The sequence below is a fragment of the Curtobacterium sp. MCBA15_012 genome (genome assembly GCF_001864935.2).
Taxonomy (GTDB): Bacteria; Actinomycetota; Actinomycetes; order Actinomycetales; family Microbacteriaceae; genus Curtobacterium.
In genome coordinates, this window is the sequence record NZ_CP126267.1 from 3,077,869 (window position 1) to 3,100,916 (window position 23,048).

The 23,048-nt window shown below is 71.6% G+C and carries 17 protein-coding genes, 1 rRNA gene and 1 pseudogene; 2 read left to right on the top strand and 17 right to left on the bottom strand.

The genetic code is table 11. From position 1 onward, the window contains the following. Positions 1 to 56: 56 nt before the first annotated feature. The 16 genes and pseudogenes from QOL15_RS14120 to infC form a co-directional block, all read right to left on the bottom strand. Positions 57 to 1,578 (bottom strand): 16S ribosomal RNA (locus QOL15_RS14120). Positions 1,579 to 2,231: 653 nt separating this feature from the next. Next, positions 2,232 to 3,545, bottom strand: a complete 1,314-nt coding sequence (gene tyrS / locus QOL15_RS14125) for a tyrosine--tRNA ligase (protein WP_071247026.1) — start codon at positions 3,543 to 3,545, stop codon at positions 2,232 to 2,234. A gap of 123 nt (positions 3,546 to 3,668) precedes the next feature. After that, entirely contained in the window at positions 3,669 to 4,421 is a 753-nt protein-coding gene (locus QOL15_RS14130; protein WP_083393968.1) for a DNA-3-methyladenine glycosylase, read from the bottom strand. Continuing rightward, complete coding sequence (argH, locus tag QOL15_RS14135) at positions 4,418 to 5,866, bottom strand: argininosuccinate lyase (RefSeq protein ID WP_065961854.1); 1,449 nt, start codon at positions 5,864 to 5,866, stop codon at positions 4,418 to 4,420. The genes QOL15_RS14130 and argH overlap by 4 nt, the downstream gene beginning before the upstream one ends. Positions 5,867 to 6,031: 165 nt before the next feature. After that, the gene (locus QOL15_RS14140; protein WP_305404632.1) at positions 6,032 to 7,120 is read right to left on the bottom strand and encodes an argininosuccinate synthase domain-containing protein; all 1,089 of its coding nucleotides are present in this window, start codon (positions 7,118 to 7,120) and stop codon (positions 6,032 to 6,034) included. Positions 7,121 to 7,161: 41 nt separating this feature from the next. Continuing rightward, on the bottom strand, positions 7,162 to 8,139 hold the full coding sequence (gene argF, locus QOL15_RS14145; protein WP_071245206.1) for an ornithine carbamoyltransferase: 978 nt from the start codon (positions 8,137 to 8,139) through the stop codon (positions 7,162 to 7,164). Then, positions 8,136 to 9,356, bottom strand: a complete 1,221-nt coding sequence (locus QOL15_RS14150) for an acetylornithine transaminase (RefSeq protein WP_065961860.1) — start codon at positions 9,354 to 9,356, stop codon at positions 8,136 to 8,138. Before QOL15_RS14150 ends, argF begins: the two co-directional genes overlap by 4 nt. A 167-nt stretch (positions 9,357 to 9,523) precedes the next feature. Beyond that, positions 9,524 to 10,426 (bottom strand): annotated as a pseudogene (gene argB, locus QOL15_RS14155) (acetylglutamate kinase); the annotation flags it as partial. Beyond that, positions 10,426 to 11,577, bottom strand: a complete 1,152-nt coding sequence (gene argJ, locus QOL15_RS14160) for a bifunctional glutamate N-acetyltransferase/amino-acid acetyltransferase ArgJ (protein ID WP_071245374.1) — start codon at positions 11,575 to 11,577, stop codon at positions 10,426 to 10,428. The gene argJ and the pseudogene argB, both read right to left, overlap by 1 nt. An 80-nt stretch (positions 11,578 to 11,657) precedes the next feature. Next, positions 11,658 to 12,755: an N-acetyl-gamma-glutamyl-phosphate reductase gene (locus QOL15_RS14165; protein ID WP_071245376.1), complete on the bottom strand. Its 1,098-nt coding sequence runs from the start codon at positions 12,753 to 12,755 to the stop codon at positions 11,658 to 11,660. A 72-nt stretch (positions 12,756 to 12,827) separates the two neighbouring features. Continuing rightward, positions 12,828 to 15,320, bottom strand: a complete 2,493-nt coding sequence (pheT, locus tag QOL15_RS14170) for a phenylalanine--tRNA ligase subunit beta (RefSeq protein ID WP_071245211.1) — start codon at positions 15,318 to 15,320, stop codon at positions 12,828 to 12,830. Continuing rightward, complete coding sequence (gene pheS, locus QOL15_RS14175; protein WP_065961867.1) at positions 15,320 to 16,360, bottom strand: phenylalanine--tRNA ligase subunit alpha; 1,041 nt, start codon at positions 16,358 to 16,360, stop codon at positions 15,320 to 15,322. Before pheS ends, pheT begins: the two co-directional genes overlap by 1 nt. A 71-nt stretch (positions 16,361 to 16,431) precedes the next feature. After that, positions 16,432 to 17,319, bottom strand: a complete 888-nt coding sequence (locus QOL15_RS14180; RefSeq protein WP_071245213.1) for an RNA methyltransferase — start codon at positions 17,317 to 17,319, stop codon at positions 16,432 to 16,434. Positions 17,320 to 17,452: 133 nt separating this feature from the next. Beyond that, the gene (gene rplT / locus QOL15_RS14185) at positions 17,453 to 17,836 is read right to left on the bottom strand and encodes a 50S ribosomal protein L20 (RefSeq protein ID WP_065961870.1); all 384 of its coding nucleotides are present in this window, start codon (positions 17,834 to 17,836) and stop codon (positions 17,453 to 17,455) included. A gap of 28 nt (positions 17,837 to 17,864) precedes the next feature. Then, a complete protein-coding gene (rpmI, locus tag QOL15_RS14190; protein WP_065961871.1) occupies positions 17,865 to 18,059 on the bottom strand; it encodes a 50S ribosomal protein L35 in 195 nt (64 codons plus the stop codon). Between the two features lie 79 nt (positions 18,060 to 18,138). Beyond that, positions 18,139 to 18,801: a translation initiation factor IF-3 gene (gene infC / locus QOL15_RS14195; protein ID WP_065961872.1), complete on the bottom strand. Its 663-nt coding sequence runs from the start codon at positions 18,799 to 18,801 to the stop codon at positions 18,139 to 18,141. Positions 18,802 to 19,096: 295 nt separating this feature from the next. Between infC and QOL15_RS14200 the strand changes: the two genes are divergently transcribed. Further along, the gene (locus QOL15_RS14200) at positions 19,097 to 19,450 is read left to right on the top strand and encodes a DUF1844 domain-containing protein (protein ID WP_065961874.1); all 354 of its coding nucleotides are present in this window, start codon (positions 19,097 to 19,099) and stop codon (positions 19,448 to 19,450) included. A 204-nt stretch (positions 19,451 to 19,654) separates the two neighbouring features. Here QOL15_RS14200 and QOL15_RS14205 read toward each other — a convergent pair whose 3' ends face one another. Continuing rightward, positions 19,655 to 20,914: a hypothetical protein gene (locus QOL15_RS14205; RefSeq protein WP_071245215.1), complete on the bottom strand. Its 1,260-nt coding sequence runs from the start codon at positions 20,912 to 20,914 to the stop codon at positions 19,655 to 19,657. A 101-nt stretch (positions 20,915 to 21,015) separates the two neighbouring features. On the opposite strand from QOL15_RS14205, the gene QOL15_RS14210 reads away from it, so the two are divergent. Next, entirely contained in the window at positions 21,016 to 22,950 is a 1,935-nt protein-coding gene (locus QOL15_RS14210; protein WP_083393792.1) for a glycoside hydrolase family 2 protein, read from the top strand. The last annotated feature ends 98 nt before the right edge of the window (positions 22,951 to 23,048 follow it).

The window sequence follows — 23,048 nt, forward strand, 5'->3', positions numbered from 1 at the left end:
CTGGACCCACCCCACACCTGCATCTGCAGACACGAGACGAGCCAGATGCTCCTTAGAAAGGAGGTGATCCAGCCGCACCTTCCGGTACGGCTACCTTGTTACGACTTAGTCCTAATCACCGATCCCACCTTCGACGGCTCCTTCCACAAGGGTTAGGCCACCGGCTTCGGGTGTTACCGACTTTCATGACTTGACGGGCGGTGTGTACAAGGCCCGGGAACGTATTCACCGCAGCGTTGCTGATCTGCGATTACTAGCGACTCCGACTTCATGAGGTCGAGTTGCAGACCTCAATCCGAACTGAGACCGGCTTTTTGGGATTCGCTCCACCTTACGGTATCGCAGCCCTTTGTACCGGCCATTGTAGCATGCGTGAAGCCCAAGACATAAGGGGCATGATGATTTGACGTCATCCCCACCTTCCTCCGAGTTGACCCCGGCAGTCTCCTATGAGTCCCCGCCATAACGCGCTGGCAACATAGAACGAGGGTTGCGCTCGTTGCGGGACTTAACCCAACATCTCACGACACGAGCTGACGACAACCATGCACCACCTGTACACCGACCACAAGGGGGCGACCATCTCTGGCCGTTTCCGGTGTATGTCAAGCCTTGGTAAGGTTCTTCGCGTTGCATCGAATTAATCCGCATGCTCCGCCGCTTGTGCGGGCCCCCGTCAATTCCTTTGAGTTTTAGCCTTGCGGCCGTACTCCCCAGGCGGGGCGCTTAATGCGTTAGCTACGACACAGAAACCGTGGAAAGGTCCCTACATCTAGCGCCCAACGTTTACGGCATGGACTACCAGGGTATCTAATCCTGTTCGCTCCCCATGCTTTCGCTCCTCAGCGTCAGTTACGGCCCAGAGATCTGCCTTCGCCATCGGTGTTCCTCCTGATATCTGCGCATTCCACCGCTACACCAGGAATTCCAATCTCCCCTACCGCACTCTAGTCTGCCCGTACCCACTGCAAGCCCGAGGTTGAGCCTCGGGATTTCACAGCAGACGCGACAAACCGCCTACGAGCTCTTTACGCCCAATAATTCCGGACAACGCTTGCACCCTACGTATTACCGCGGCTGCTGGCACGTAGTTAGCCGGTGCTTTTTCTGCAGGTACCGTCACTTTCGCTTCTTCCCTACTAAAAGAGGTTTACAACCCGAAGGCCGTCATCCCTCACGCGGCGTTGCTGCATCAGGCTTTCGCCCATTGTGCAATATTCCCCACTGCTGCCTCCCGTAGGAGTCTGGGCCGTGTCTCAGTCCCAGTGTGGCCGGTCACCCTCTCAGGCCGGCTACCCGTCGTCGCCTTGGTGAGCCATTACCTCACCAACAAGCTGATAGGCCGCGAGTCCATCCCCAACCAAAAAATCTTTCCACCACCAGACCATGCGGCCAGTAGTCCTATCCAGTATTAGACGTCGTTTCCAACGCTTATCCCAGAGTCAGGGGCAGGTTACTCACGTGTTACTCACCCGTTCGCCACTAATCACAGAAGCAAGCTCCTGATCATCGTTCGACTTGCATGTGTTAAGCACGCCGCCAGCGTTCGTCCTGAGCCAGGATCAAACTCTCCGTAAAAAAATTACAACCAACACCGAAGTGTCAGCGAGTTGAAACTGACTGTTGACTGTCCACTGGACAATCTTCAATCCAAAAGGAATTGTCTCCGACCCAACCAACCAAAAGGCCAGCCAGGCACGGGGTCAATAAATTGGCATTGACAATGTGCACGCTGTTGAGTTCTCAAGGACCAGACGCACCCACCGCTCGACCCGGTCGAACCGGATTCCGCCAGGGGGGCTTGTGTACTTGGTTGCCACCGGCAACGCGTCGGACCGAGGTCCTGTGGCTCATCCCGTAGGAGAGGGCCGGTGGAGTAGTCATCCTAGGCGTCGGAGCGAACGAGTGCAAGACCCGATCTGAACTCCAGTGGAGGATGGCCCCCACTTGAGGCCGGCAGGCTCTGGGCTCTCGCTCCAGCCGCTCCGCCGCACCTTTGGGGTGACGAGAGGAAACTATACGCAGCGTTCGGAGGCCTGGCCAACACCGGCCCCATCCCGGGCGTGTCGCACTGTGCAACACCGGGGGCGCCCGGGACCGCGATCCCGAGCGCCCCCGGACGCGACGACGCCCGGCGCCCCTCGTCGGAGAGCCGGGCGTCCGCAGGAACGCAGTACCTCAGGACCTCAGGACCTCGGGACTGCAGGGCCGCAGGGCCGCAGGGCCGCAGGTCAGCCGATCGTCACACCGGCGAGGGTCTTCTTGCCACGGCGGAGCACCACGACACCGGCCGGCAGCGCGAGCGCACCGATGGTCGCGGTCGCATCGGTCGCACGGACGTTGTTCACCGAGACCCCGCCCTGGTCGATCGCCCGCCGGGCCTCCCCCAGCGACTTCACGAGCCCGGTCTCGACCAGGGCGCGCGCGACGTCGACGTCTCCGCCCAGCACGACCGAGCCCGGGAGCTCGGCGATGGCCGACCGCAGGGTGCGGTCGTCGAGTGCGCCGAGGTCGCCGTTGCCGAAGAGCGCGGCCGACGCATCGATCGCCGCCCGTGCCGCAGCGGCGCCGTGGACGGTCGTCGTCACGTCGAGCGCGAGCGTCCGCTGCGCTTCGCGACGGAACGGTTCGTCCGCGACGGCCCGCTCCAGGCGCGCGATCTCGTCCCGGGTCAGGAAGGTGAACTCCCGCAGTCGCGCGACGACGTCGGCGTCCGACGTGTTGAGCCAGAACTGGTAGAAGGCGTACGGCGAGGTCATCTCCGGGTCGAGCCAGATCGCGTTGCCCTCGCTCTTGCCGAACTTCGTGCCGTCGGAGTTGGTGATGAGCGGGGTCCCGAAGGCGTGTACCGACGCCCCCTCGGACCGCCGGATCAGCTCGGTCCCGCTCGTCAGGTTGCCCCACTGGTCGGACCCGCCGGTCTGCAGGGTGCAGCCGTACTGCCGGTAGAGCTCGCGGAAGTCCAGCCCCTGCAGGATCTGGTAGCTGAACTCGGTGTAGCTGATCCCGGCGTCGGACTGCAGCCGCGCGGCGACGGCGTCCTTCTTGAGCATGCTGTTGACGCGGAAGTACTTGCCGACCTCCCGCAGGAAGTCGATCGCCGAGAGCGGCGAGGTCCAGTCGAGGTTGTTCACCAGACGGACCGCGTTGTCGCCCTCGGGGCTGAGGAACCGGGACACCTGCCCCTGGAGGCGGGTGACCCACTCGGTCACCGTCTCGCGCGTGTTCAGGGTGCGCTCGGCCGTGGGTCGCGGATCGCCGATGAGACCGGTCGAGCCCCCGACGAGGGCGAGCGGCTTGTGGCCAGCCAGCTGGAGTCGCCGCATGGTGAGCAGCTGCAGCAGGTTGCCGCAGTGCAGGGACGGAGCCGTGGGGTCGAAGCCGCAGTAGTACGTGACCGGCTCGCCGTCGAGGGCCTCCTGGAGTGCCGTCTCGTCGGTGGAGACGTGCACCAGACCGCGCCAGCGCAGTTCGTCCCACACCGAGGCGAAGGTGGGGTCGTTCTGCTGGCGTGTCAGGACATCGTGATCGGTAGCGCTGGACACACCACGATCGTAGCGGCGCCTCCGCGCCGACGGCGCCGGTCGGGAGGCCCGCCCCACCCACCCACGGGTGGATCACCTGGTCCGGCGGGGACTCCGTCGTCCGGAGGGGGACGTCGGCTCGCCTCAGTCGACGGCGCACTTGTGCCGTCGGTACGACGAGACGGTCGGGTCGCCCGTGAGCCACCAGCGCCACGGGAAGGACGCGCCGCCGGCGGTGCCGCCGACGCCGACGCGCGGTCCCCGCGAGATGCGGCGCACGCCCGGCCGCACGTCCTCGGACAGGAGCTCATCGACCACCGCAGCCGGCGGGGCGGCGGCGAGCCGCGCCTCCAGGCCGGGTGCCAGGGTGAGCACGTACGGGCCGGACCCGTCGAGCAGCGACGTCCCGTCGTCGGTGCCGAGCACCGCGCCGAGTGCCTGGCCGAGGTTGCCGGGGCCCCGTGCGAGTGCGGCGCTCGGCACACCGTCTCCGCGCCGTTCCCGGGCGACGGGTCCACCGTCGACGACCTCCGCGGCACGGAGGAGCGAGCCGGACGAGGTGCCCTCGGCGGCGCTCACCACGTTGACGCAGGTGTGGATGCCGTACGAGCGGTAGGCGTACAGGGTGCCCGGGCGTCCGAACAGGTGGCGGTTGCGCTCGGTCATGCCCCGGTGCCCGTGCGAACCGGGGTCGGTCGGGCCCCAGTACGCCTCGACCTCGGTGATGCGCAGCGTCACGCCCTTGCCGGCGATGGTCGCGCCGAGCAGCCCCGGTGCCGAGGTCGGTGCCGGGAGCTCGAGCAGGGAGCGGAGTGCTGCGGTCGCCGCGGTCCCTCCGGCCGTGGCGTCCGCCGCGTCCTCCCGGCCTTCCGCGCCTTCCGCGCTCGTCGCGCTCATCGCGCGAACGGTGCTCCGGCGGCGAGCGTGCGGACGCGGGCGGTGAGCGACGCGAGCTGCTCGGCGACGCGGTCCGGCGCGGTACCGCCGACACCGGCGCGCGAGGACACGCTGCCCTCGATCGTGAGCACGCCGCGCACCGCCGGGGTGAGGTGCTCCGACACGGCGCGGTACTCGTCGTCGGTGGGGGCGTCGAGCTCGATGCCGCGCTCCTCGCAGTACCGGACGAGTGCGCCGGAGACCTCGTGCGCGTCGCGGAACGGCACGCCCTCGCGGACGAGCCACTCGGCGACGTCCGTCGCGAGCGAGAAGCCCTGGGGGGCGAGCTCCGCCATCCGGTCGGTGTCGAAGGTCAGCGTCGCGACCATGCCGGTGAACGCGGGCAGCAGGACCTCGAGCTGGGCGACCGAGTCGAAGACCGGCTCCTTGTCCTCCTGCAGGTCGCGGTTGTAGGCGAGCGGCAGGCCCTTCAGGGTGGCGAGCAGGCCGGTCAGGTTGCCGATGAGCCGGCCCGACTTGCCGCGCGCGAGCTCCGCGATGTCCGGGTTCTTCTTCTGCGGCATGATGCTCGAGCCGGTCGAGAACGCGTCGTGGAGGCGGACGAAGCCGAACTCCTTCGTGTTCCAGAGGATGACCTCCTCGGCCAGGCGGGACACGTCGATCCCGACCTGCGCGAGCACGAAGGCGAACTCGGCGACCACGTCGCGAGCAGCGGTCGCGTCGATCGAGTTGTCCGCCGGCCGGGCGAAGCCGAGCTCGTGGGCGATCGCCGCGGGGTCGAGTCCGAGCGAGCTCCCCGCGAGGGCACCGGCACCGTACGGGCTCACGCTCGCCCGGTCCGCCCAGTCGCGGAGGCGCTCGAGGTCGCGGACGAGGGGCCAGGCGTGCGCGAGGAGGTGGTGCGCGAGGAGCACCGGCTGCGCGTGCTGCAGGTGCGTGCGGCCCGGCATGATCGCCGTCGGGTGCTCGCTGGCCTGCTGCGAGATCGCGTCGACGAGGTCGATCACCATGTGGCCGATGCGGCGCGCGTGGTCGAGCATGTGCATCCGGCCGAGGGTCGCGATCTGGTCGTTCCGGCTGCGCCCGGCGCGGAGCTTGCCGCCGAGGGCCGGACCGACGTCGGCGATGAGCAGCCGTTCGAGGGCGCCGTGCACGTCCTCGTCGGACGGGTCGGGCTGGAGGGTGCCGTCGGCGTGCGCCTCGGCCAGGCGGTCGAGCCCGGCGAGCATGCGGTCGAGCTCGTCGACGGTGAGGTACCCCGCACGCTGCAGGGCCCGCGCGTGGGCACGCGACCCGGCGATGTCGTACGGCGCGAGCTGCCAGTCGAAGTGCGTGGACCGCGAGAGTGCCGCGAGCTCGGCGCTCGGGCCGTCGGCGAAGCGGCCGCCCCAGAGGGCGCCGGTGTTGGTGGCGTCGGTCTTGGTGTGCTGGTCAGCGTCGCTCATGTCGTCCTGCGTCGTTCGTGGGTGGCGGATCGTGCGTGGTGCGGTCGGTCGTGCGTGGTGCGGTCGGTCGTGCGTGGTGCGGTCGGTCGTGCGGGTGGTCGTGCGTCCTGCTGTTGGTCGTGCGGGTGGTCGTGCGTCCTGCTTGTTGCTGGCGGGGGGCGTCGCTCAGTTCGCGCGGTCGCGGCGGGCGGCGGTCCGGCCCGGTCGGGACCAGGCCTCAGCCAGCGTGGGCGGGCCACCGTCGGTCGGACCCGCGAGCTCGTAGTCGTACAGGCTCTGGTCGGACCGGCGCCCGGTGACGGCCGCGGTCCCGCCGTGCAGGCGGAGTCGGACGTCTCCGGAGACGTGCTGCTGGGTGTGCTCGACGAACGCGTCGGCCGCGCGGCGCAGACCCGAGGCCCACCGTCCGTCACCGACGCACGCGGCCCACTCGCGGTCCAGGACCTGCTTGGTCCGCAGCAGGTCGCGCTCGAGGGTCAGGCGTTCGAGGTCGGCGTGGGCCGTCACGAGCGCGGTCGCCCCCGGGGTCTCGGTGACCCGGCGGACCTTCCGGCCGTCGACGAGGTCGGCCACGACGTCGTGCCGGCCGATGCCGTGCCGTCCGGCGAGGGCGTCGAGCTCCTGCAGCAGGCGCACCACGGGGAACCGCTGCCCGTCGAGCGCGACCGGGACGCCGTGCTCGAAGGTGACGAGGACCTCGTCCGGCTCCGCGCCGGGCTCCGGGTCCTGGGTGCGGGCCCAGTCGCCGCCGGCCGGTCCCGCCCAGGGGTCGTCGAGGTCCCGCGCGGACACGACGCGACCCCAGAGGTCCTGCTCGCCGGGTGCCACCGGGGCCGCGTCGAGGGACTCGACGCGGAGGTCCGGGTCGAGTGCACCGACCGTCGCGACCAGGGCCACGTCGTCCGGTGTCGAGGTCGCGTGCGCGACCGCCGACGCACCGAGCCGCCGTGCCGTGGACACGAGGTGCGACGCCACGAGCGGCCGACGCAGCCCGGGCACGAGCGCGTGCTGCGCGCAGCTGGCGTTCGCGCGGACCGCCGGGACGACGTACTGCTCGGCGAACTCGGCCTTGGCGTCGACGACGAGGGCGTCGACCGCGCCGGCAGCCCGTGCCCGCTCGCGGACAGCCGCGACCTCGCGCCCGCGGCCACCGACGTCGACCACGAGCGCGACGACCTCGTGCCGGGCGAACTGCGCCACGGCGGCGGTCGGGTCGACGCCGGCGGACGCCGCCACGACGATGCGGTCTGCCACGGTGCTCCCTCGGGTGCGGTGTCGGTGCGGTCGGGTGCGGGTCAGACGGCGGGGGCGGTCGCGGTCGCGCTGGTGACGCTCGCCGGGGCGCCGGTCGCGCTCGCTGCGAGCAGCCAGGCGAGCAGTGCCTTCTGCGCGTGCAGACGGTTCTCCGCCTCGTCCCAGATGATGCTGCGGGGCCCGTCGATGACCTCGGCGGTGACCTCGTACCCGCGGTCGGCCGGCAGGCAGTGCATGAAGACCGCGTCGTCGACGGCGTGCGCCATCATCGCGTCGTCGACGCGGTACCCGGCGAAGGTCTCGAGGCGCGACTGCTTCTCGTCCTCCTTGCCCATCGACACCCACGTGTCGGTGACGACCACGTCGGCGCCGGCCACGGCGGCGACCGGGTCGGTCACGACGAGCACCGAACCGCCCGTCTCGGCGGCACGACGTTCGGCGTCCGCGACCACCTGGGGGGACGGGCTGAACGCCGCCGGGGCCGCCACGCGGACGTGCATGCCCGCGGTCGCCCCGGCGAGCAGGTACGACTGCGCCATGTTGCTCGCGCCGTCACCGACGAACGCCACGGTCTGCCCGGCCAGCTCGCCGCGGTGCTCGCGGATCGTCAGCAGGTCGGCCAGGAGCTGGCACGGGTGGAAGTCGTCGGACAGGGCGTTGACGACGGGCACGCGGGTGTCGGCGGCCATCTCCTCGAGGCCGGACTGGGCGTACGTGCGCCACACGATCGCGGAGACCATGCGCTCGAGCACCCGGGCCGTGTCGGACGGGGTCTCCTTGCCGCCGAGCTGGCTGTTCGCCGTCGTGATGACGAGCGGACTACCGCCGAGGTCCGAGATGCCGACGTGGAAGGACACCCGGGTGCGGGTGGACGACTTGTCGAAGATCACGGCGACGGACTGCGGGCCGGCGAGGGGCTTCTCACCCCAGCGGTCGCGCTTCATCTGCTCGGCGAGGTCGAGGATCGCGGACTGCTCGGCCTGCGTGAGGTCGTCGTCGCGGAGGAGGTGGCGGGTCATGCGGTCTGCTCCTGGGCGGCGACTGCCGCGAGGCTCTGGCCGAGGATCGTCACGAACTCGTCGATCTCGGCATCGGACACGATGAGCGGCGGCGCGATGCGCAGGCTCGACTCGTTGGGGGCGTTGATGATGAGGCCCCGCTCGAGCGCCGCGGCGTTCACCGCGGGGCCGACCGGAGCGGAGAGGCCGACGCCGATGAGCAGGCCCGTACCGCGGACCTCCTCGACGAGGGGCGATCCGAGGCTCGCGATGCCCGCGCGGATCCGCTCGCCCTTCGTGACCGCGCCGGCCACGAGGTCGGCGCGCTCGATCTCGGCGAGGACGGCGTTCGCCACGCGGGTCCCGAGCGGGTTGCCGCCGAAGGTCGACCCGTGCTGGCCGGCCGAGAACAGCTCCGAGGCCCAGCCGAAGGTCACGAGCGCGCCGATCGGGAAGCCGCCGGCGATGCCCTTGGCGATGGTCACCGCGTCGGGCGTGAAGCCGTGGCCCTGGAACGTGAACCAGTTGCCCGTACGTCCGACGCCGGTCTGGATCTCGTCGAGGACGAACAGCGCGCCGTGCTCCTCGGTCAGCCGACGCGCGGCGAGCAGGAAGCCCTCGGGCAGGTCGACGACGCCGGCCTCGCCCTTGATCGGTTCGACGATGAGGGCGGCCACGGTGTCGTCGATCGCGGCCTCGAGCGCCTCGACGGTCGAGTCGATGTGCTCGACCCCGGGGACCATGGGCAGGAAGTCCTGCTGCAGCGCGGGCTTGCCGGTGAGGGCGAGCGCTCCCATCGTGCGGCCGTGGAAGCCCTGCTTCAGCGCGAGGATGCGGGTCTTGCGGCCGTCCGCCCCGCGGTTGAGCCGCGCGAGCTTGAACGCGGCCTCGTTCGCCTCGGCGCCGGAGTTGCCGAAGTACACGCGGCCGGCCTCACCCGCGCCGGTGATGCGCTTCAGCCGCTCGGCGAGTTCGAGCTGCGGGGGCGTCGCGAAGTAGTTCGAGACGTGCACGAGCTTCGCGGCCTGGTCGGCGACGGCCTCGACGAGTGCGGGGTGGGCGTGCCCGAGGGAGTTCACGGCGATCCCGGCGAGGAAGTCGAGGTACTCGTTGCCCTCGACGTCCCAGACGCGGCAGCCCTGGCCACGCTCGAGCATGATCTTCGGCGGGGTCAGGGATCGCATGAGCGACGCCCCGAACCGGTCGTTCCAGGTCTCGGTCTGCGTCTCGGTGCTCACTGCTCGTGCCCTTCCTGTGCGGTGTCCGTGGTGGTCGCGCTCGTGCCGGCTGCCGGGGCGCCGGTGGCGGTGCGTGCTGCGTGTCGCCCCGGGTCCGCGGCGGACTCGGGGACACGTCGGCCGACCTCGGCGTGGGTGTTCTGGTTCTCGGTCCGGCGGCTCGGGTCCGGGATGACCTCGGTGCCGGCACCGCGCAGCGTGAAGACCTCGAGGAGGATCGAGTGCGGGATCCGACCGTCGATGATCGTCGCGCCGCCGACCCCGCCCACCACGGCGTCGAGGCACGCGGTCATCTTCGGGATCATGCCGGACTCGAGGCTCGGCAGGAGTTCCCGGAGTTCGTCGACCGCGATGAGGTCGATGATCGAGTCGCGGTCCGGCCAGTTGCGGTACAGCCCCGGCACGTCGGTCAGCATCATGAGCTTCGCGGCGCCGAGGGCGATCGCGAGCGCACCGGCCGCGGCGTCGGCGTTGACGTTCAGCGCCTGGTCGGGGTGGGCGTCGTCGATCGCGATGCTCGAGACGACGGGGATGCGCCCGGACTCGATCGCGGCGAGCACGCCCGACGGGTCGACGTGCGTGATGTCCCCGACGTGGCCGAGGTCGAAGTGCTCGCCGTCGACGACGACGCCCTTCTTCTCGCCGGTGAAGAGCGAGCCGCCGTCACCGAAGACCCCGACGGCCAGGCCGTCGCCGTGTTCGTTCACGAGGTCGACGATCTCGCGGTTGACCTCGCCGGCGAGCACGTCGCGGACGACCGTGATCGCCTCGGTCGTCGTGACGCGGTACCCGCCGCGGAACTCGGACTCGATGCCCTGTTCCTTGAGCGCCGCGGAGATCTGCGGACCGCCGCCGTGCACGACGACCGGGTGCAGCCCGGCGTACCGCAGGTAGACCATGTCCTCGGCGAACGCGCGCTTGAGGTCGTCGTTCACCATGGCGTTGCCGCCGAACTTCACGACGACGGTCTTGCCCGAGAACCGCTTCAGCCACGGCAGGGACTCGATGAGCGTCGCGGCCTTGACGGCGGCGAGCTCGTGGGCTTCTTCCTTGGTCTGTCCGGTGGTCATCAGCTGGAGTACGCGCTGTTCTCGTGGACGTAGTCGTGCGTCAGGTCGTTCGTCAGGATCGTCGCGGCGTGCGGGCCGACGCCGAGCTCGATGAGCACGTGGCAGTCCCGCGGCGTCAGGTCGACCTCGTCGACGGGCCGGTCCGGCGCGCCGGCGTGGCAGACCCGGACGCCGTTCATCGAGACGTCGACCGCGTACGGGTCGAACGCGGCGTCGGTCGTGCCGATCGCGGCGAGCACGCGGCCCCAGTTCGGGTCGTTGCCGAACACGGCGGCCTTGAAGAGGTTGTTCCGGGCGACGCTGCGCCCGACCGTCACGGCGTCGTCCTCGGACACGGCGCCCGTGACCTCGATCGTGATGTCGTGGCTCGCACCCTCGGCGTCCTGCTGCAGCTGCCGCGCCAGGTCGGCGCAGACGGCGGTCAGGGCTTCCTGGAAGTCGCCGACCTCGGGCGTCACGCCCGAGGCGCCGGAGGACATCAGGACGACGGTGTCGTTCGTCGACATGCAGCCGTCCGAGTCGACGCGGTCGAAGGTCACGCGGGTCGCCGCGCGGAGCGCCTGGTCGAGCTCGTCGGCGCTCTGCACCGCGTCCGTGGTGATGACGACGAGCATGGTGGCGAGCCCCGGCGCGAGCATGCCGGCGCCCTTCGCCATCCCGCCGACGGTCCAGCCGTCCTCGGTCACCGCGGACTGCTTGGCCCGCGTGTCCGTCGTCATGATCGCCGCGGCCGCGTCGGGACCGCCGTCCGTCGAGAGCGCTGCGGCGGTCAGGTCCACGCCGCGCAGCACGCCGTCGCGGAAGGTCTGGTCACCGCGACCGATGAGCCCGGTCGAGCAGACGACCACGTCGCCCGCACCGACGTCGAGGGCGTCGGCGACGGCCTCGGCGGTCAGGTGCGTGGTCTGGAAGCCGAAGGGGCCGGTGAAGCAGTTCGCGCCGCCCGAGTTGAGGAACACGGCGCGCGCGACGCCGTCGCCGACGACCTGGCGCGACCAGATCACCGGGTGTGCCTGTGCGCGGTTGCTCGTGAACACGGCGGCCACCGCCGACTGCGGTCCGTCGTTCACCACGAGGGCGACGTCGGGGGTGCCGCTCGCCTTGAGGCCGGCGGTCGCACCCGCGGCCCGGAAGCCCGCGGCGGCGGTCACGCCCTGTCCACCAGCGGCTCCTCCGGAGCCCGCACCGGTCTGGAGGCCCGCCCCGGCCTGGTCCGATCCGCTCACGTCGGTCACGGTGCGACTCCGTCCACGCTCAGGCCCGTCGTCTCGGGGAGACCGAGGGCGATGTTGGCCGACTGCACGGCGGCGCCGGCGGTCCCCTTGGCCAGGTTGTCGAGCGCGGTGATCGCGACGACGCGGCCGGCGGCCTCGTCCACCGCGATGCCCACGAGCGCCGTGTTCGCGCCGATGGTGTCGGCCACCCTGGGGAACTCGCCCGCGGGCAGGAGGTGCACGAACGGCTCGTCGGCGTAGGCGAGCTCCCACGCGACGCGGACGTCACGGGCGCTGACTCCGGGTGAGAGCTTCGCGGTGGTGGTCGCGAGGATGCCACGGGACATCGGCACGAGCACGGGGGTGAACGAGATCGTGACGTCCCCGGCGCCGGCGGCGACGAGGTTCTGCTGGATCTCGGGGACGTGCCGGTGGGAGCCGCCGACCGCGTAGGCGCTGGCCGACCCCATGATCTCGGCGGCCAGGTAGGTGGTGGCGAGCTTCTTGCCCGCGCCGCTCGGGCCGACGCTGAGCACCGCGACGATGTCGTCGGTCTCGACGAGGCCTGCCTGGACCCCCGGTTGGATGCCGAGGGTCACCGCGGTCACGTTGCAGCCCGGGACGGCGATGCGCTTGGTCGCGGCCAGCTCGGTGCGCTGCCGCCCGGTGACCAGGATGTCGTCGACGTCGTGCCAGGCCTCGGCAGACCCCGGGGCCGGAGCCGCGTGGAGCAGTTCGGGCAGACCGTACGTCCACGCCCCGTGGTACTCGCCGCCGTAGAACGCGTCCCACGCCGCCGGGTCGGTCAGGCGGTGGTCGGCGCCGCAGTCGACGACGAGCGTGTCGGCGTCGAGCTCGGCGGTGATCGCCCCGGACTGCCCGTGCGGCAGAGCCAGGAACACGACGTCGTGGCCGCGGAGGTTCTCGGCCGTCGTCTCGACGAGCGTCAGGTGGGCGAGCGACCGCAGGTGCGGCTGCGTCGCGATCAGGGGCTGTCCGGCGTTCGAGTGCGCGGTCACCGTCCTGACCTCGAACTCGGGGTGGGCGGAGAGCACACGGAGGAGCTCACCACCCGCGTAGCCGGAGGCTCCCGCCACGGCGACGGATACGGACATCGGTTCCACCTTTGATCGGACTGCTCGTCGAGGATTCGGAGGCGGCGGCCCCGGGCGGTGCTGATCGGTGGATCAGTCGCGCAGGGTCGCCCCGAATCGCTCGCCGGCACGTCGGACGGCGCCGTCACGGGCCTCGGAGGCCTCGGCAGCGGTCAGCGTGCGGTCCGTGGCACGGAAGCGCAGGGCGAACGTCAGGGACTTCTGTCCCTCGTCCACGCCCGCGCCCCGGTAGTCGTCCACGAGCCGAGCATACTCCAGCAGCTCTCCGGCGCCAGAGCGCACCGTCTCGAGGACGTCACCGGCCGGGACGTCGACGTCGACCACGAGCGACAGGTCCTGCGTCGCCGCCGGGTAGGACACGATGGCCCCCACCGAGGCGAGCTCCGGAGCCGCCGCGACGAGTGCGTCGAGGTCGAGTTCGACGACCGCGACGACGCGCGGCAGGACCGCGGCCTCGGTCAGCGTGGGCAGGAGTTCACCCGCGACACCGACGACCGTGTCCCCGACGAGCAGGGACGCGGCGCGGCCCGGGTGGAGCGACGGGTGCGCGGTCTGCGCGACCGTGAGCTCGACCCCGACCGCCCACGCGACCGTGCGGGCGACGTCGAGGGCGTCCGCGATGCCGTACGGCTCGGCCGGGACCCCGGGCTGCTTCACGACGCGGTTGCCCGTGAGCAGGGCGGCGACGTGGAACGGCTGCGGCGGCAGCGAGGCGTCGAGCGCCGCGAGGGTGTCGGCGTCGGGCCGAGCAGCCCCGGCCGGGACGGCGTCCGTGCCGAGCTGTTGGCCCGGGGTGGGCAGGAAGACGCGGGAGGTCTCGTACAGGGCGACGTCCACGAGTCCGCGCGAGACGTTTCGACGCGCGGCGTCGACGAGCGCGGGGACGGCGCTCCGGCGGAGCAGGTCCTGCTCGCTGTCGAGGGCGTTCGCGAGCCGCACGCTCGGGCCGCCGTCGCCGTCGATGCCCGGGTACGCGTCCTGGGTCGCCCGCGACACGAACGGTGCGGTGACGACCTCGACGAGGCCGGCGGACGCGAGGGCCGCGGCGACCCGACGACGGGCACGCTGGTGTGCGGTCAGACCGCGGCCGGGCGGGGCCACGGGCAGCACGCTCGGGATGCGGTCGTACCCGTCGATGCGGGCGACCTCCTCGACCAGGGAGACGTCGTCGACGAGGTCGGGACGCCAGGTCGGCGGCGTGACCGTCAGCTGGTCGCCGTCGACCGCGACCGTGGCACCGAGGGCGCGCAGGGTCTCGACGACCTCGGCCTCGGTGTACGGGACGCCGATCAGCTCGCCCGGACGCCCGGTGCGCATCACGACGGCAGCGCGGGGCGTGGTGTCGACGAGCGTCGACCCGAGGGTGTCGGGCGTCCCGCCGGCCAGCTCGACGAGCAGGTCGACGGCACGGTTCGCCGCGGCCTCGGCCACGAGCGGGTCGACGCCGCGCTCGAAGCGCTTCGACGCCTCGCTCGGCAGCTTGTGCCGCCGGGCGGTGCGGGCGATCGACACCTGGTCGAAGCCCGCGGCCTCGATCAGGACGTCGGTCGTCGTGCCGGAGATCTCGGTGCGGGCGCCACCCATGACGCCGGCGAGGCCGACCGGACCCTGGTCGTCGGTGATGACGAGGTCCTCGGCGTCGAGCGTGCGCGTGACGTCGTCGAGGGTGACGAGCTGCTCCCCCGCGGTGGCGCGGCGGACGCCGAGGCCGCCCTGCACCTTCGCGAGGTCGTAGCCGTGCAGCGGCTGGCCGAGCTCGAACATCACGTAGTTCGTGACGTCGACCGGCAGCGAGATGGACCGTACGCCGGCGAGTGCCAGGCGCGACACCATCCACGCCGGTGTCTTCGCGTTCGGGTCGATGCCGCGCACGACGCGGGTCACGAAGGTGTGCGCGCCGACACGACCCCGGATCGGGGCCTGGTCGTCGACGGTCACCCGGAAGCCGTCGCCGGAACGGCGCGTCGCACGCTCGGCGGGGTCGTGGAAGGACGCACCGGTGGCGTGGGCGTACTCGCGGGCGACGCCGCGGATGCTCATCGCGTAGCCGCGGTCCGGCGTGACGTTGATCTCGACCGCGGCGTCGTCGAGGCCGAGCAGCGCGATCGCGTCGGTGCCCACCTCGGGCGCCATGCCGAGATCGGCGAAGCGCAGGATGCCGTCGTGCTCGTCGCCGAGCCCGAGCTCGCGGGCCGAGGCGATCATGCCGTCGGACACGTGCCCGTAGGTCTTGCGGGCCGCGATCGGGAAGGGCCCGGGCAGCACGGCGCCGGGCAGCGTCACCACGACGAGGTCGCCCACGTCGAAGTTGTGCGCGCCGCAGACGATGCCGCGCGGTTCGCCGTCGCCGACGTCCACCTGGCACCAGTTGATCGTCTTGCCGTTCTTCTGGGGCTCCGGCTCGCGCTCGAGCACCCGGCCCACCACGATCGGCCCCGTGAGGTCGTTCGTGTGGACGGCTTCTTCCTCGAAGCCCACGGACACGAGGGCCGCGTGGACGTGCTCGAGGGAGACGTCGTCGGGCAGGTCGACGTTCTCGCCGAGCCAACTGATCGGGATGCGCATCAGACCACCGTTCCGAACTGCTGGGAGAAGCGGATGTCGCCCTCGAGGAAGTCACGCATGTCGTTGAGCCCGTTGCGGAACTGCAGCGTCCGCTCGATGCCCATCCCGAACGCGAAGCCCTGGTACTCGTCCGGGTCGATCCCGGCGGCGCGCAGGACGTTGGGGTTCACCATGCCGCAGCCACCCCACTCGACCCACCGTGCGCCACCCTTGGCGTTCGGCTGCCAGACGTCCATCTCGGCGCTCGGCTCGGTGAAGGGGAAGTAGTTCGGGCGGAGGCGGATCTGCGCCTCGGCCCCGAAGACCTGGCGGGCGAAGTGCTCGAGCGTGCCGCGCAGGTGCGCCATGGTCAGGCCCTTGTCGATCGCGATGCCCTCGACCTGGGTGAAGACCGGCAGGTGCGTGGCGTCGAGCTCGTCGGCGCGGTACACCCGCCCCGGGGCGATGACGTACAGCGGGAGCTCGCGGGACAGGAGCGACCGGATCTGCACCGGCGAGGTGTGCGTGCGCATCACCAGGTGCCGGTCGACCGGCTCGACGAAGACCGTGTCGGCCATCGCGCGGGCCGGGTGGTCCTGGTCGAAGTTCAGCGCGTCGAAGTTGAACCACTCGTGCTCGAGTTCGGGGCCCTCGGCGACCTCCCACCCCATGCCGACGAAGATGTCGGCCACGGTCTCGTTGAGCAGCGAGAGCGGGTGGCGCGAGCCGTGCGCCCGACGGCTCGGCAGCGCCGTGACGTCGACGCGCTCGGCCTCGAGCCGGGCGTGTTCCTCGGCCTGCGCCAGGACGGACTCCTGCGCGGCGACCGCCTGGTTCACCTGGCCGCGCGCCTGGCCGACGAGCTTGCCGGCCGCGGCCTTCTGCTCCTTAGGCACGCTGCGCATCGCGGCGTTCATGCGCGCGAGCACGGACTGCTCGCCCGTGTGCTCGGCCCGGGCCTGCTTCAGCTCGGCCACGGACGTCGCGGCGCGGACGGCCGCGAGGGCGTCGTCCACGGCGGCGGCGACGGCCGCTTCGCTGATCTCGAGAGGTTCTGACACGAGGCCCGATCCTACCGGCCGCCGGGATACCGCCGTCCTGTACCGAGCGGTCGGTGGAGGAACCCCGGCGGTCAGTCCCCTGTGGAGGAGGAAGCCGCCCGCTGCGCGAACGCGCTCTCGTACAGGCAGACCGAGGCGGCCGTGGCGAGGTTCATCGACTCGGCGCGACCGTAGATCGGCACCTTCACCGCGCGGTCCACGAGCGCCAGGTCCTCGTCGGTGAGCCCGCGGGCCTCGTTGCCGAAGACCCACGCGGTCGGGCCGTCGAGCATGCCGTCGGCGCGCACGTCGGGCAGGTCGTCGCCCGAGACGTCGGCCGCGAGCACGGTGTAGCCGAGCCCCTTCGCACGGGAGACCGCGTCGGCGAGCGTCACGCCGACCGACACCGGCACGTGGAACAGCGAGCCCGTCGTCGAGCGCACGACCTTCGGGTTGTACGGGTCGACGCTGCGGCCCGTGAGCACGACCGCGTCGGCACCGGCGGAGTCGGCGGCGCGGATGATGGTGCCCGCGTTCCCCGGGTCCCGCACCTCCTCGAGGATGGCGACCAGACCGGGCAGGGCGCCCGACGCGGCGGACGCGCCACGGGCCTCCTGGTCGGCACCGGCGTCGCCGGCCGCGGCGCCCGCGCGGTCCGGGAAGACGTCCTTCACCGACGTCGGGAACTGCTGGCAGACCGCGACGACCCCCTGCGGCGTGACCGTGTCGGCCATCGCGTCGAGGACCTGCTCGGTCACGAACCAGGTGTCCACCGGCGCGTCGTCGAGGGCGTACCGTGCCGCCGCCGTCGGCGTCACGTACAGCTCGCGGAGCAGCTCCGGGCGGGACGCGATCGCCTCGCGGACGGCCTGCGGGCCCTCGAGCAGGAACAGCCCGGTGTCGGCCCGGACGTCCTTCTTCGCCAGTGCTGCCACGGCCTTGACGCGGCCGGCCTTGGGGTTCTCGAGGAGATCGCTCACACCGAGAGTCTAGGAACCCCCACGCGGTCACGGCGACGCCCAGGCCCCCTCCGGGACGGGGACACCCCGGCGCGGACACGACGACGCCCCCGTCCCACGGAGGGGACGGGGGCGTCGGCAGCAGTCGGTCGGACTACGCAGCCTTGGGGGCCGAGGTGTCGGCCGGCAGGGCGTTCTTGGCGGTCTCGACGAGCGCCGCGAAGGTCTCGGGGTTGTTCACCGCGAGGTCCGCGAGGATGCGACGGTCGACCTCGACGCCGGCCAGGCCGAGGCCCTGGATGAGGCGGTTGTAGGTCAGGCCGTTCGCACGGGACGCAGCGTTGATGCGCTGGATCCAGAGGCGACGGAACTCGCCCTTCTTGGCGTGACGGTCGCGGTACGCGTAGACGAGGGAGTGGGTGACCTGCTCCTTGGCCTTGCGGTACAGACGCGAACGCTGGCCGCGGTAGCCCTCGGCGCGCTCGAGGATGACGCGGCGCTTCTTGGCGGCGTTGACCGCTCTCTTTACTCGTGCCATTGCAGTGTTCCTTTACGAATCCGGGGGCTCAGTGGCCGAGGAGCTTCTTGACGTTCTTGGCGTCGGCCTTCGACAGGACCTGGTCCTCGTTGAGGCGTGCCTTGCGCTTGGCAGACTTGACCTCGAGGTTGTGACGCATACCGGCCTGCTGCTTCATGATCTTGCCGCTGCCGGTGACCTTGAAGCGCTTCTTCGACCCGGAGTGGGTCTTCTGCTTGGGCATGGTGGTGCCTTTCCGTGGGGTGGGATGGGGGCCGCGCCGTTGCGGTCGGGAGGACTGCGCGGGATCGGTCCGGGAGGACCTATTCGGCGGGAGCGGCTGCCGGCGCGGTCTCGGTGTCCGACTCGTCGGACTCCTTGCCCTTCGCGGCGTGCTCCGTGGCGCGACGTTCGGCCTTCTGTGCAGCACGCTTGGCGTTCTGCTCGCCCTTGACGTCGGACTTGTTCTTGAGGGGGGCGATGATCATCGTCATGTTGCGGCCGTCCTGGGTCGGACGCGACTCGACGACGCCGAACTCGGCGATCTCCTCGGCGAACTTCTGGAGGAGGCGGACACCCTGCTCCGGACGCGACTGCTCGCGACCACGGAAGAGGATCATCGCCTTCACCTTGTCGCCGCCGAGGAGGAAGCCCTCGGCACGCTTGCGCTTGGTCTCGTAGTCGTGCACGTCGATCTTCAGGCGGAACCGGACCTCTTTCAGGTCGGTGTTCACCTGGTTGCGACGGGCTTCCTTGGCCTTCTGCGCAGCCTCGTACTTGAACTTGCCGTAGTCCATGATCTTGGCCACGGGCGGCTTCGAGTTCGGGGCGACCTCGACCAGATCCAGTTCGGCTTCCTGCGCGAGACGCAGGGCCATGGCGATCGGGACAACGCCGACCTGCTCACCCTGGGGGCCGACGAGTCGGACCTCGGGAACGCGGATTCGGTCGTTGGTGCGGGGATCGGTGATGCGGAGCTCCTTCAATCAGGTGGTGGTCGTTCGGGGCTGTTGCCCTGGACGACGGCACGAGAGAGGAGATCTGACGCTCGGATCGGGACCCGTTCGGCAGCCGCCCGACGTCGGACCCGGGAGGTCCGGCCTGTCGCGGTGCGGCACGGTGGTGCTGCACGCCCGACGGAGCGGTTGGGACCCGGTAGCCTGTGGTGCACGGCCGCGGGTGGGAGAGACTCCTCTTCTACGACACCGTTCGACTGCTCCGGAACGAGTTCCGAGGCGCGCGGACAGTGTCTGCCGTCGGCGAGTCTAGCAGAGGAGCACCGTGACCGACACCCCACCCACCGAGGACGCCGGAGCCGCCGAGGCGCGCGACATCGCGGAGGTCCCCGCGGTCGAGCTCATCAACACCGTGGCGGTGCACCTGCTCAGCGCGGCGGCCGTCAAGGTCGGGCTCGCGGACGACCCCGAGTCGCAGACCGACCTGGACGAGGCACGCAAGCTCATCACCGCCCTCGCCGGGCTCGTGACCGGGGCGGCGACGGAGATCGGCGACCAGCACGCCCGCCCGCTCCGCGACGGCCTGCGCTCGGTCCAGCTCGCCTTCCGCGAGGCGTCGAGCATCCCGGACGCACCCGGCAAGGGTCCCGGCGAGAAGTTCACCGGCCCCGTGAACTGACGCGTCCGCCACGGACGACGGACGGGAGGCGCGGTGCCGGCTGGCACCGCGCCTCCCGTCCGTCCGTGGTGCGGACCGCAGGACGCGGGACGGACCGGAGCCGGACCTCCCGTCCGCCACGCGGTGCGGACCGCGGGGCGCTGATGGGACCGGACGCGGGCCTCCCAGCCGACCGCCGTCGCCGCAGCGACCGGCGCGGCGGCCTCAGTCGGCGCTGCGCGCCGCGAGCCGCGCCACCGCCGCGAGCGGGATCCCCGCCCAGTCCGGACGGTTCCGCGTCTCGTAGACCACCTCGTACACGGCCTTGTCGAGCTCGAACGCGTCGAGCAGCTCGCGGTGGGTGCGCAGGTCCGCGCCGGTCCCCCGCTGGTAGCCGTCGAGGAACGCCGCACGCGCCTGGCGCGACCACACGCCGGCGTCGACGAACGGCTGGTCGTGGGCGAGTGCCCCGGCGACGTAGTCGAACGAGCGCAACATGCCCGCGACGTCGCGCAGCGTGACGTCGGGCAGCGTGCGCTCGGCGAGCGGGCGGAGCGGCTCGCCCTCGAAGTCGAGGAACACCCACCCGCGCGGCTCGGGGGCGGCGAGCACCTGCCCGAGGTGCAGGTCGCCGTGGATGCGCTGCAGGTCCGGCCAGTGCGCGGCGCCGGCCCGCTCGTAGACCGTCCGGATCGCCGCGACGTGCGGCTCGATGGTCGGGGCCTCGCGGACCGCGGCGTCGAGCCGGGCGTGCATGGTCGCGAGGGCGGTGGCGCGCCGGTCCTCGTCGGCGGGCTCGGTGGGCAGCGCACCGGCGAGCGTGCGGTGCACCTCGGCCAGGGCCTCGCCGAGCCGTGTGGCGGGTTCCTCCCACGCGGTGCCGTCGCGGGCGTCACGGAGCGCGACCCGCCAGGCGTCGTCGAGACCGGGCAGGAACTCCTGCGCGAAGGCGAGGTGCCCCTCAGCGGTACCGTCGGCCCGACCGGGGTCCGGCCAGGTCGCCCGGAGCGCGCCGTACACCGCCGGGACGCGGTCGCTGCCGGCGGCGGAGAGCGCGAGCTGCGTCGTCACGTCGGGGTTGTCGCCGTGGTGCAGGACGCGGAAGACCTTGACGATGACCTGCGCGCCGTCGGCGGTGTCGCAGATGACCGAGGTGTTCGACTGCTCGCCGGACAGGACGCGGGAGGCCGTGACCTCGCCGATCGGGCGGAGGCTGTCGGGGTCGGCGTCGATCCGGGCCGCCAAGGCCTGCACCCACGCGGTGTCGGTGGTGCCGTCGACGGGCTCGTCGTCGACCGTGCCGCTGACGGGTACCTGGTACAGGACGGGTCCGGTCGGGGCGTCGTCGAGGACGAGCCGCGTGCCGTCGGTCTCGGCCACGGTGCGGAGTGCCGGGGTCCCGCCCTTCGCGGCGTACCAGCGCTGCCGGGCGATCCAGCCCTCGAGCGTGCGGTCGGTGACCTGGACGGGTGCATCGGCGCTCATGCGGTCGAACCTACGCGCGGGGGCTGTGGTGCGTCCCGGCCGGTCGTCACCCGGACGCCGCGGGTCTTTACAACGATGTAGGTGACGGCGACGATGGAGGCATGAGCTCGCTCGACGGCACCGTCGCCGCCCCCGCACCGTCCCCCGCCGCCCCGTCCTCCGGCGTCCCGTCCGTCGGCGTCCCGTCCGTCGGCGGCCCGTCGTCCGGTGCCCCGCACGGCGCCACCGGACTGCCGGTCGCGTCCGAGCAGGACGGCACGTACCCCCGCCCGCAGATGCTCCGCCGGCACTGGGCCGACCTCGACGGCACGTGGTCGTTCCGCAACACCGGGGACGACCCCGCGTGGCGGCAGGGCTTCCCGGACGCACGCGACATCACCGTGCCGTTCCCGCCCGAGTCCGTCGCGTCGGGGATCGACGAGCCGGGCTTCCACCCCGTCGTCTGGTACGCCCGACCGCTCGCCCGCGCGGACCTCGACGCCGCCGGCTTCCGGGCGGCGGGGGCCGACCGCCTCCTGCTGCACTTCGGCGCCGTCGACCACCGTGCCCGGGTCTGGGTCGACGGGCAGTTCGTCGGCGAGCACGAGGGCGGACACACCCCGTTCGTGTTCGACGTCACCGAGCACCTGGCCGGCGACCCGGACGCCGAGCACCTGCTCGTGGTCCGCGCGGAGGACGATCCGCACGACGCCACGCAACCGCGCGGCAAGCAGGACTGGCACGAGGACCCGCACGTCATCTGGTACCGGCGCACCACGGGCATCTGGCAGACCGTGTGGCTCGAGGCGGTGCCGGCGTGCGCGATCGGCGCGCTGCGGTGGACGAACGTCGACCACGCGACCGTCCGGCTGACCGTGCGGCTCTCCGGCGAGCGCCGGGGCGGCGAGCGGGTGCGGGTCGAGGCGCGATGGCAGGGCGAGGTCCTCGCGGTCGTCGAGACCCTGGTGCCCGACACCGCGCACGAGGTCGACGTCGTCGTGCCGCTCGCCCGGATGACGAACGGGCAGGCCGAGGACGAGCTGACGTGGAGCCCGGAGACCCCTCGGCTCGTCGACGCCACGGTCGCGCTGCTCCCCCGCGACGGTGCGGACCCCCTCGACGCGGTCTCGTCGTACTTCGGGGTCCGCACGGTCGGGATCGACGGCGGCGCCTTCCTGCTCAACGGCCGGTCCTACGACGTGCGGAGCGTGCTCAACCAGGGCTACTGGCCCGAGTCGCACCTGGCCGCCCCCTCGCGGGCGGCGCTGCGTCGCGAGGTCGAGCTCATCAAGGAGCTCGGGTTCACCGCCGCCCGCAACCACCAGAAGATCGAGGACCCGCGGTTCCTGTTCTGGGCGGACCGGCTCGGGCTGCTCGTCTGGGGCGAGGCACCCGGGGCGTACGCGTTCTCCCCGCTCGCGGTGCAGCGGCTCGTGCGCGAGTGGATGGACGCGGTCGAGCGGGACGCCTCGCACCCGTCGATCGTCACCTGGGTGCCCGCGAACGAGAGCTGGGGCGTGCAGCACATCGCGACCGACCCGGCGCAGCAGGCGTACGCCCGGGCCCTCGCCGACGTCACCCGCGCCCTCGACCCCACCCGCCCGGTGGTGTCGAACGACGGGTGGGAGCACGTCGACTCGGACCTGCTGACGGTGCACGACTACGAGGGCGACGGCACCCGGCTCGCCGCCACCTACGCCGACGACGCCGCGCGGACGGCGCTGCTCGGCGGTCGGGGACCGGCCGACCGACGGATCCTGGTCGGCGGGGCGGTCGACCGCGGTCAGCCCGTGATGCTGACGGAGTTCGGCGGCGTCGACTTCCAGCCGGACGCACCGCGGGAGGACGGCTGGGGCTACACCTCGGCGGTCGACGGCGACGACTGGGTCGCCCGGATCACCGCGCTGTACGACGGCGTGCGGGCGAGCAGCTTCCTGGCCGGCTCGTGCTGGACGCAGCTGACGGACACCCTGCAGGAGACGAACGGGCTGCTGCGCGCGGACCGGACGCCCAAGGTGCCGATCGAGCGGATCCGGCGGGCGGTCACGGGCGCCTGACGCCCCGGCACCGCACGTTCCGGCCGGTCGCCCCGCGACGCACGGCGGGCGGCCCCTCGCAGCGGGTTCCTGCTGCGGTGGACCGCCCACCGTGCGTG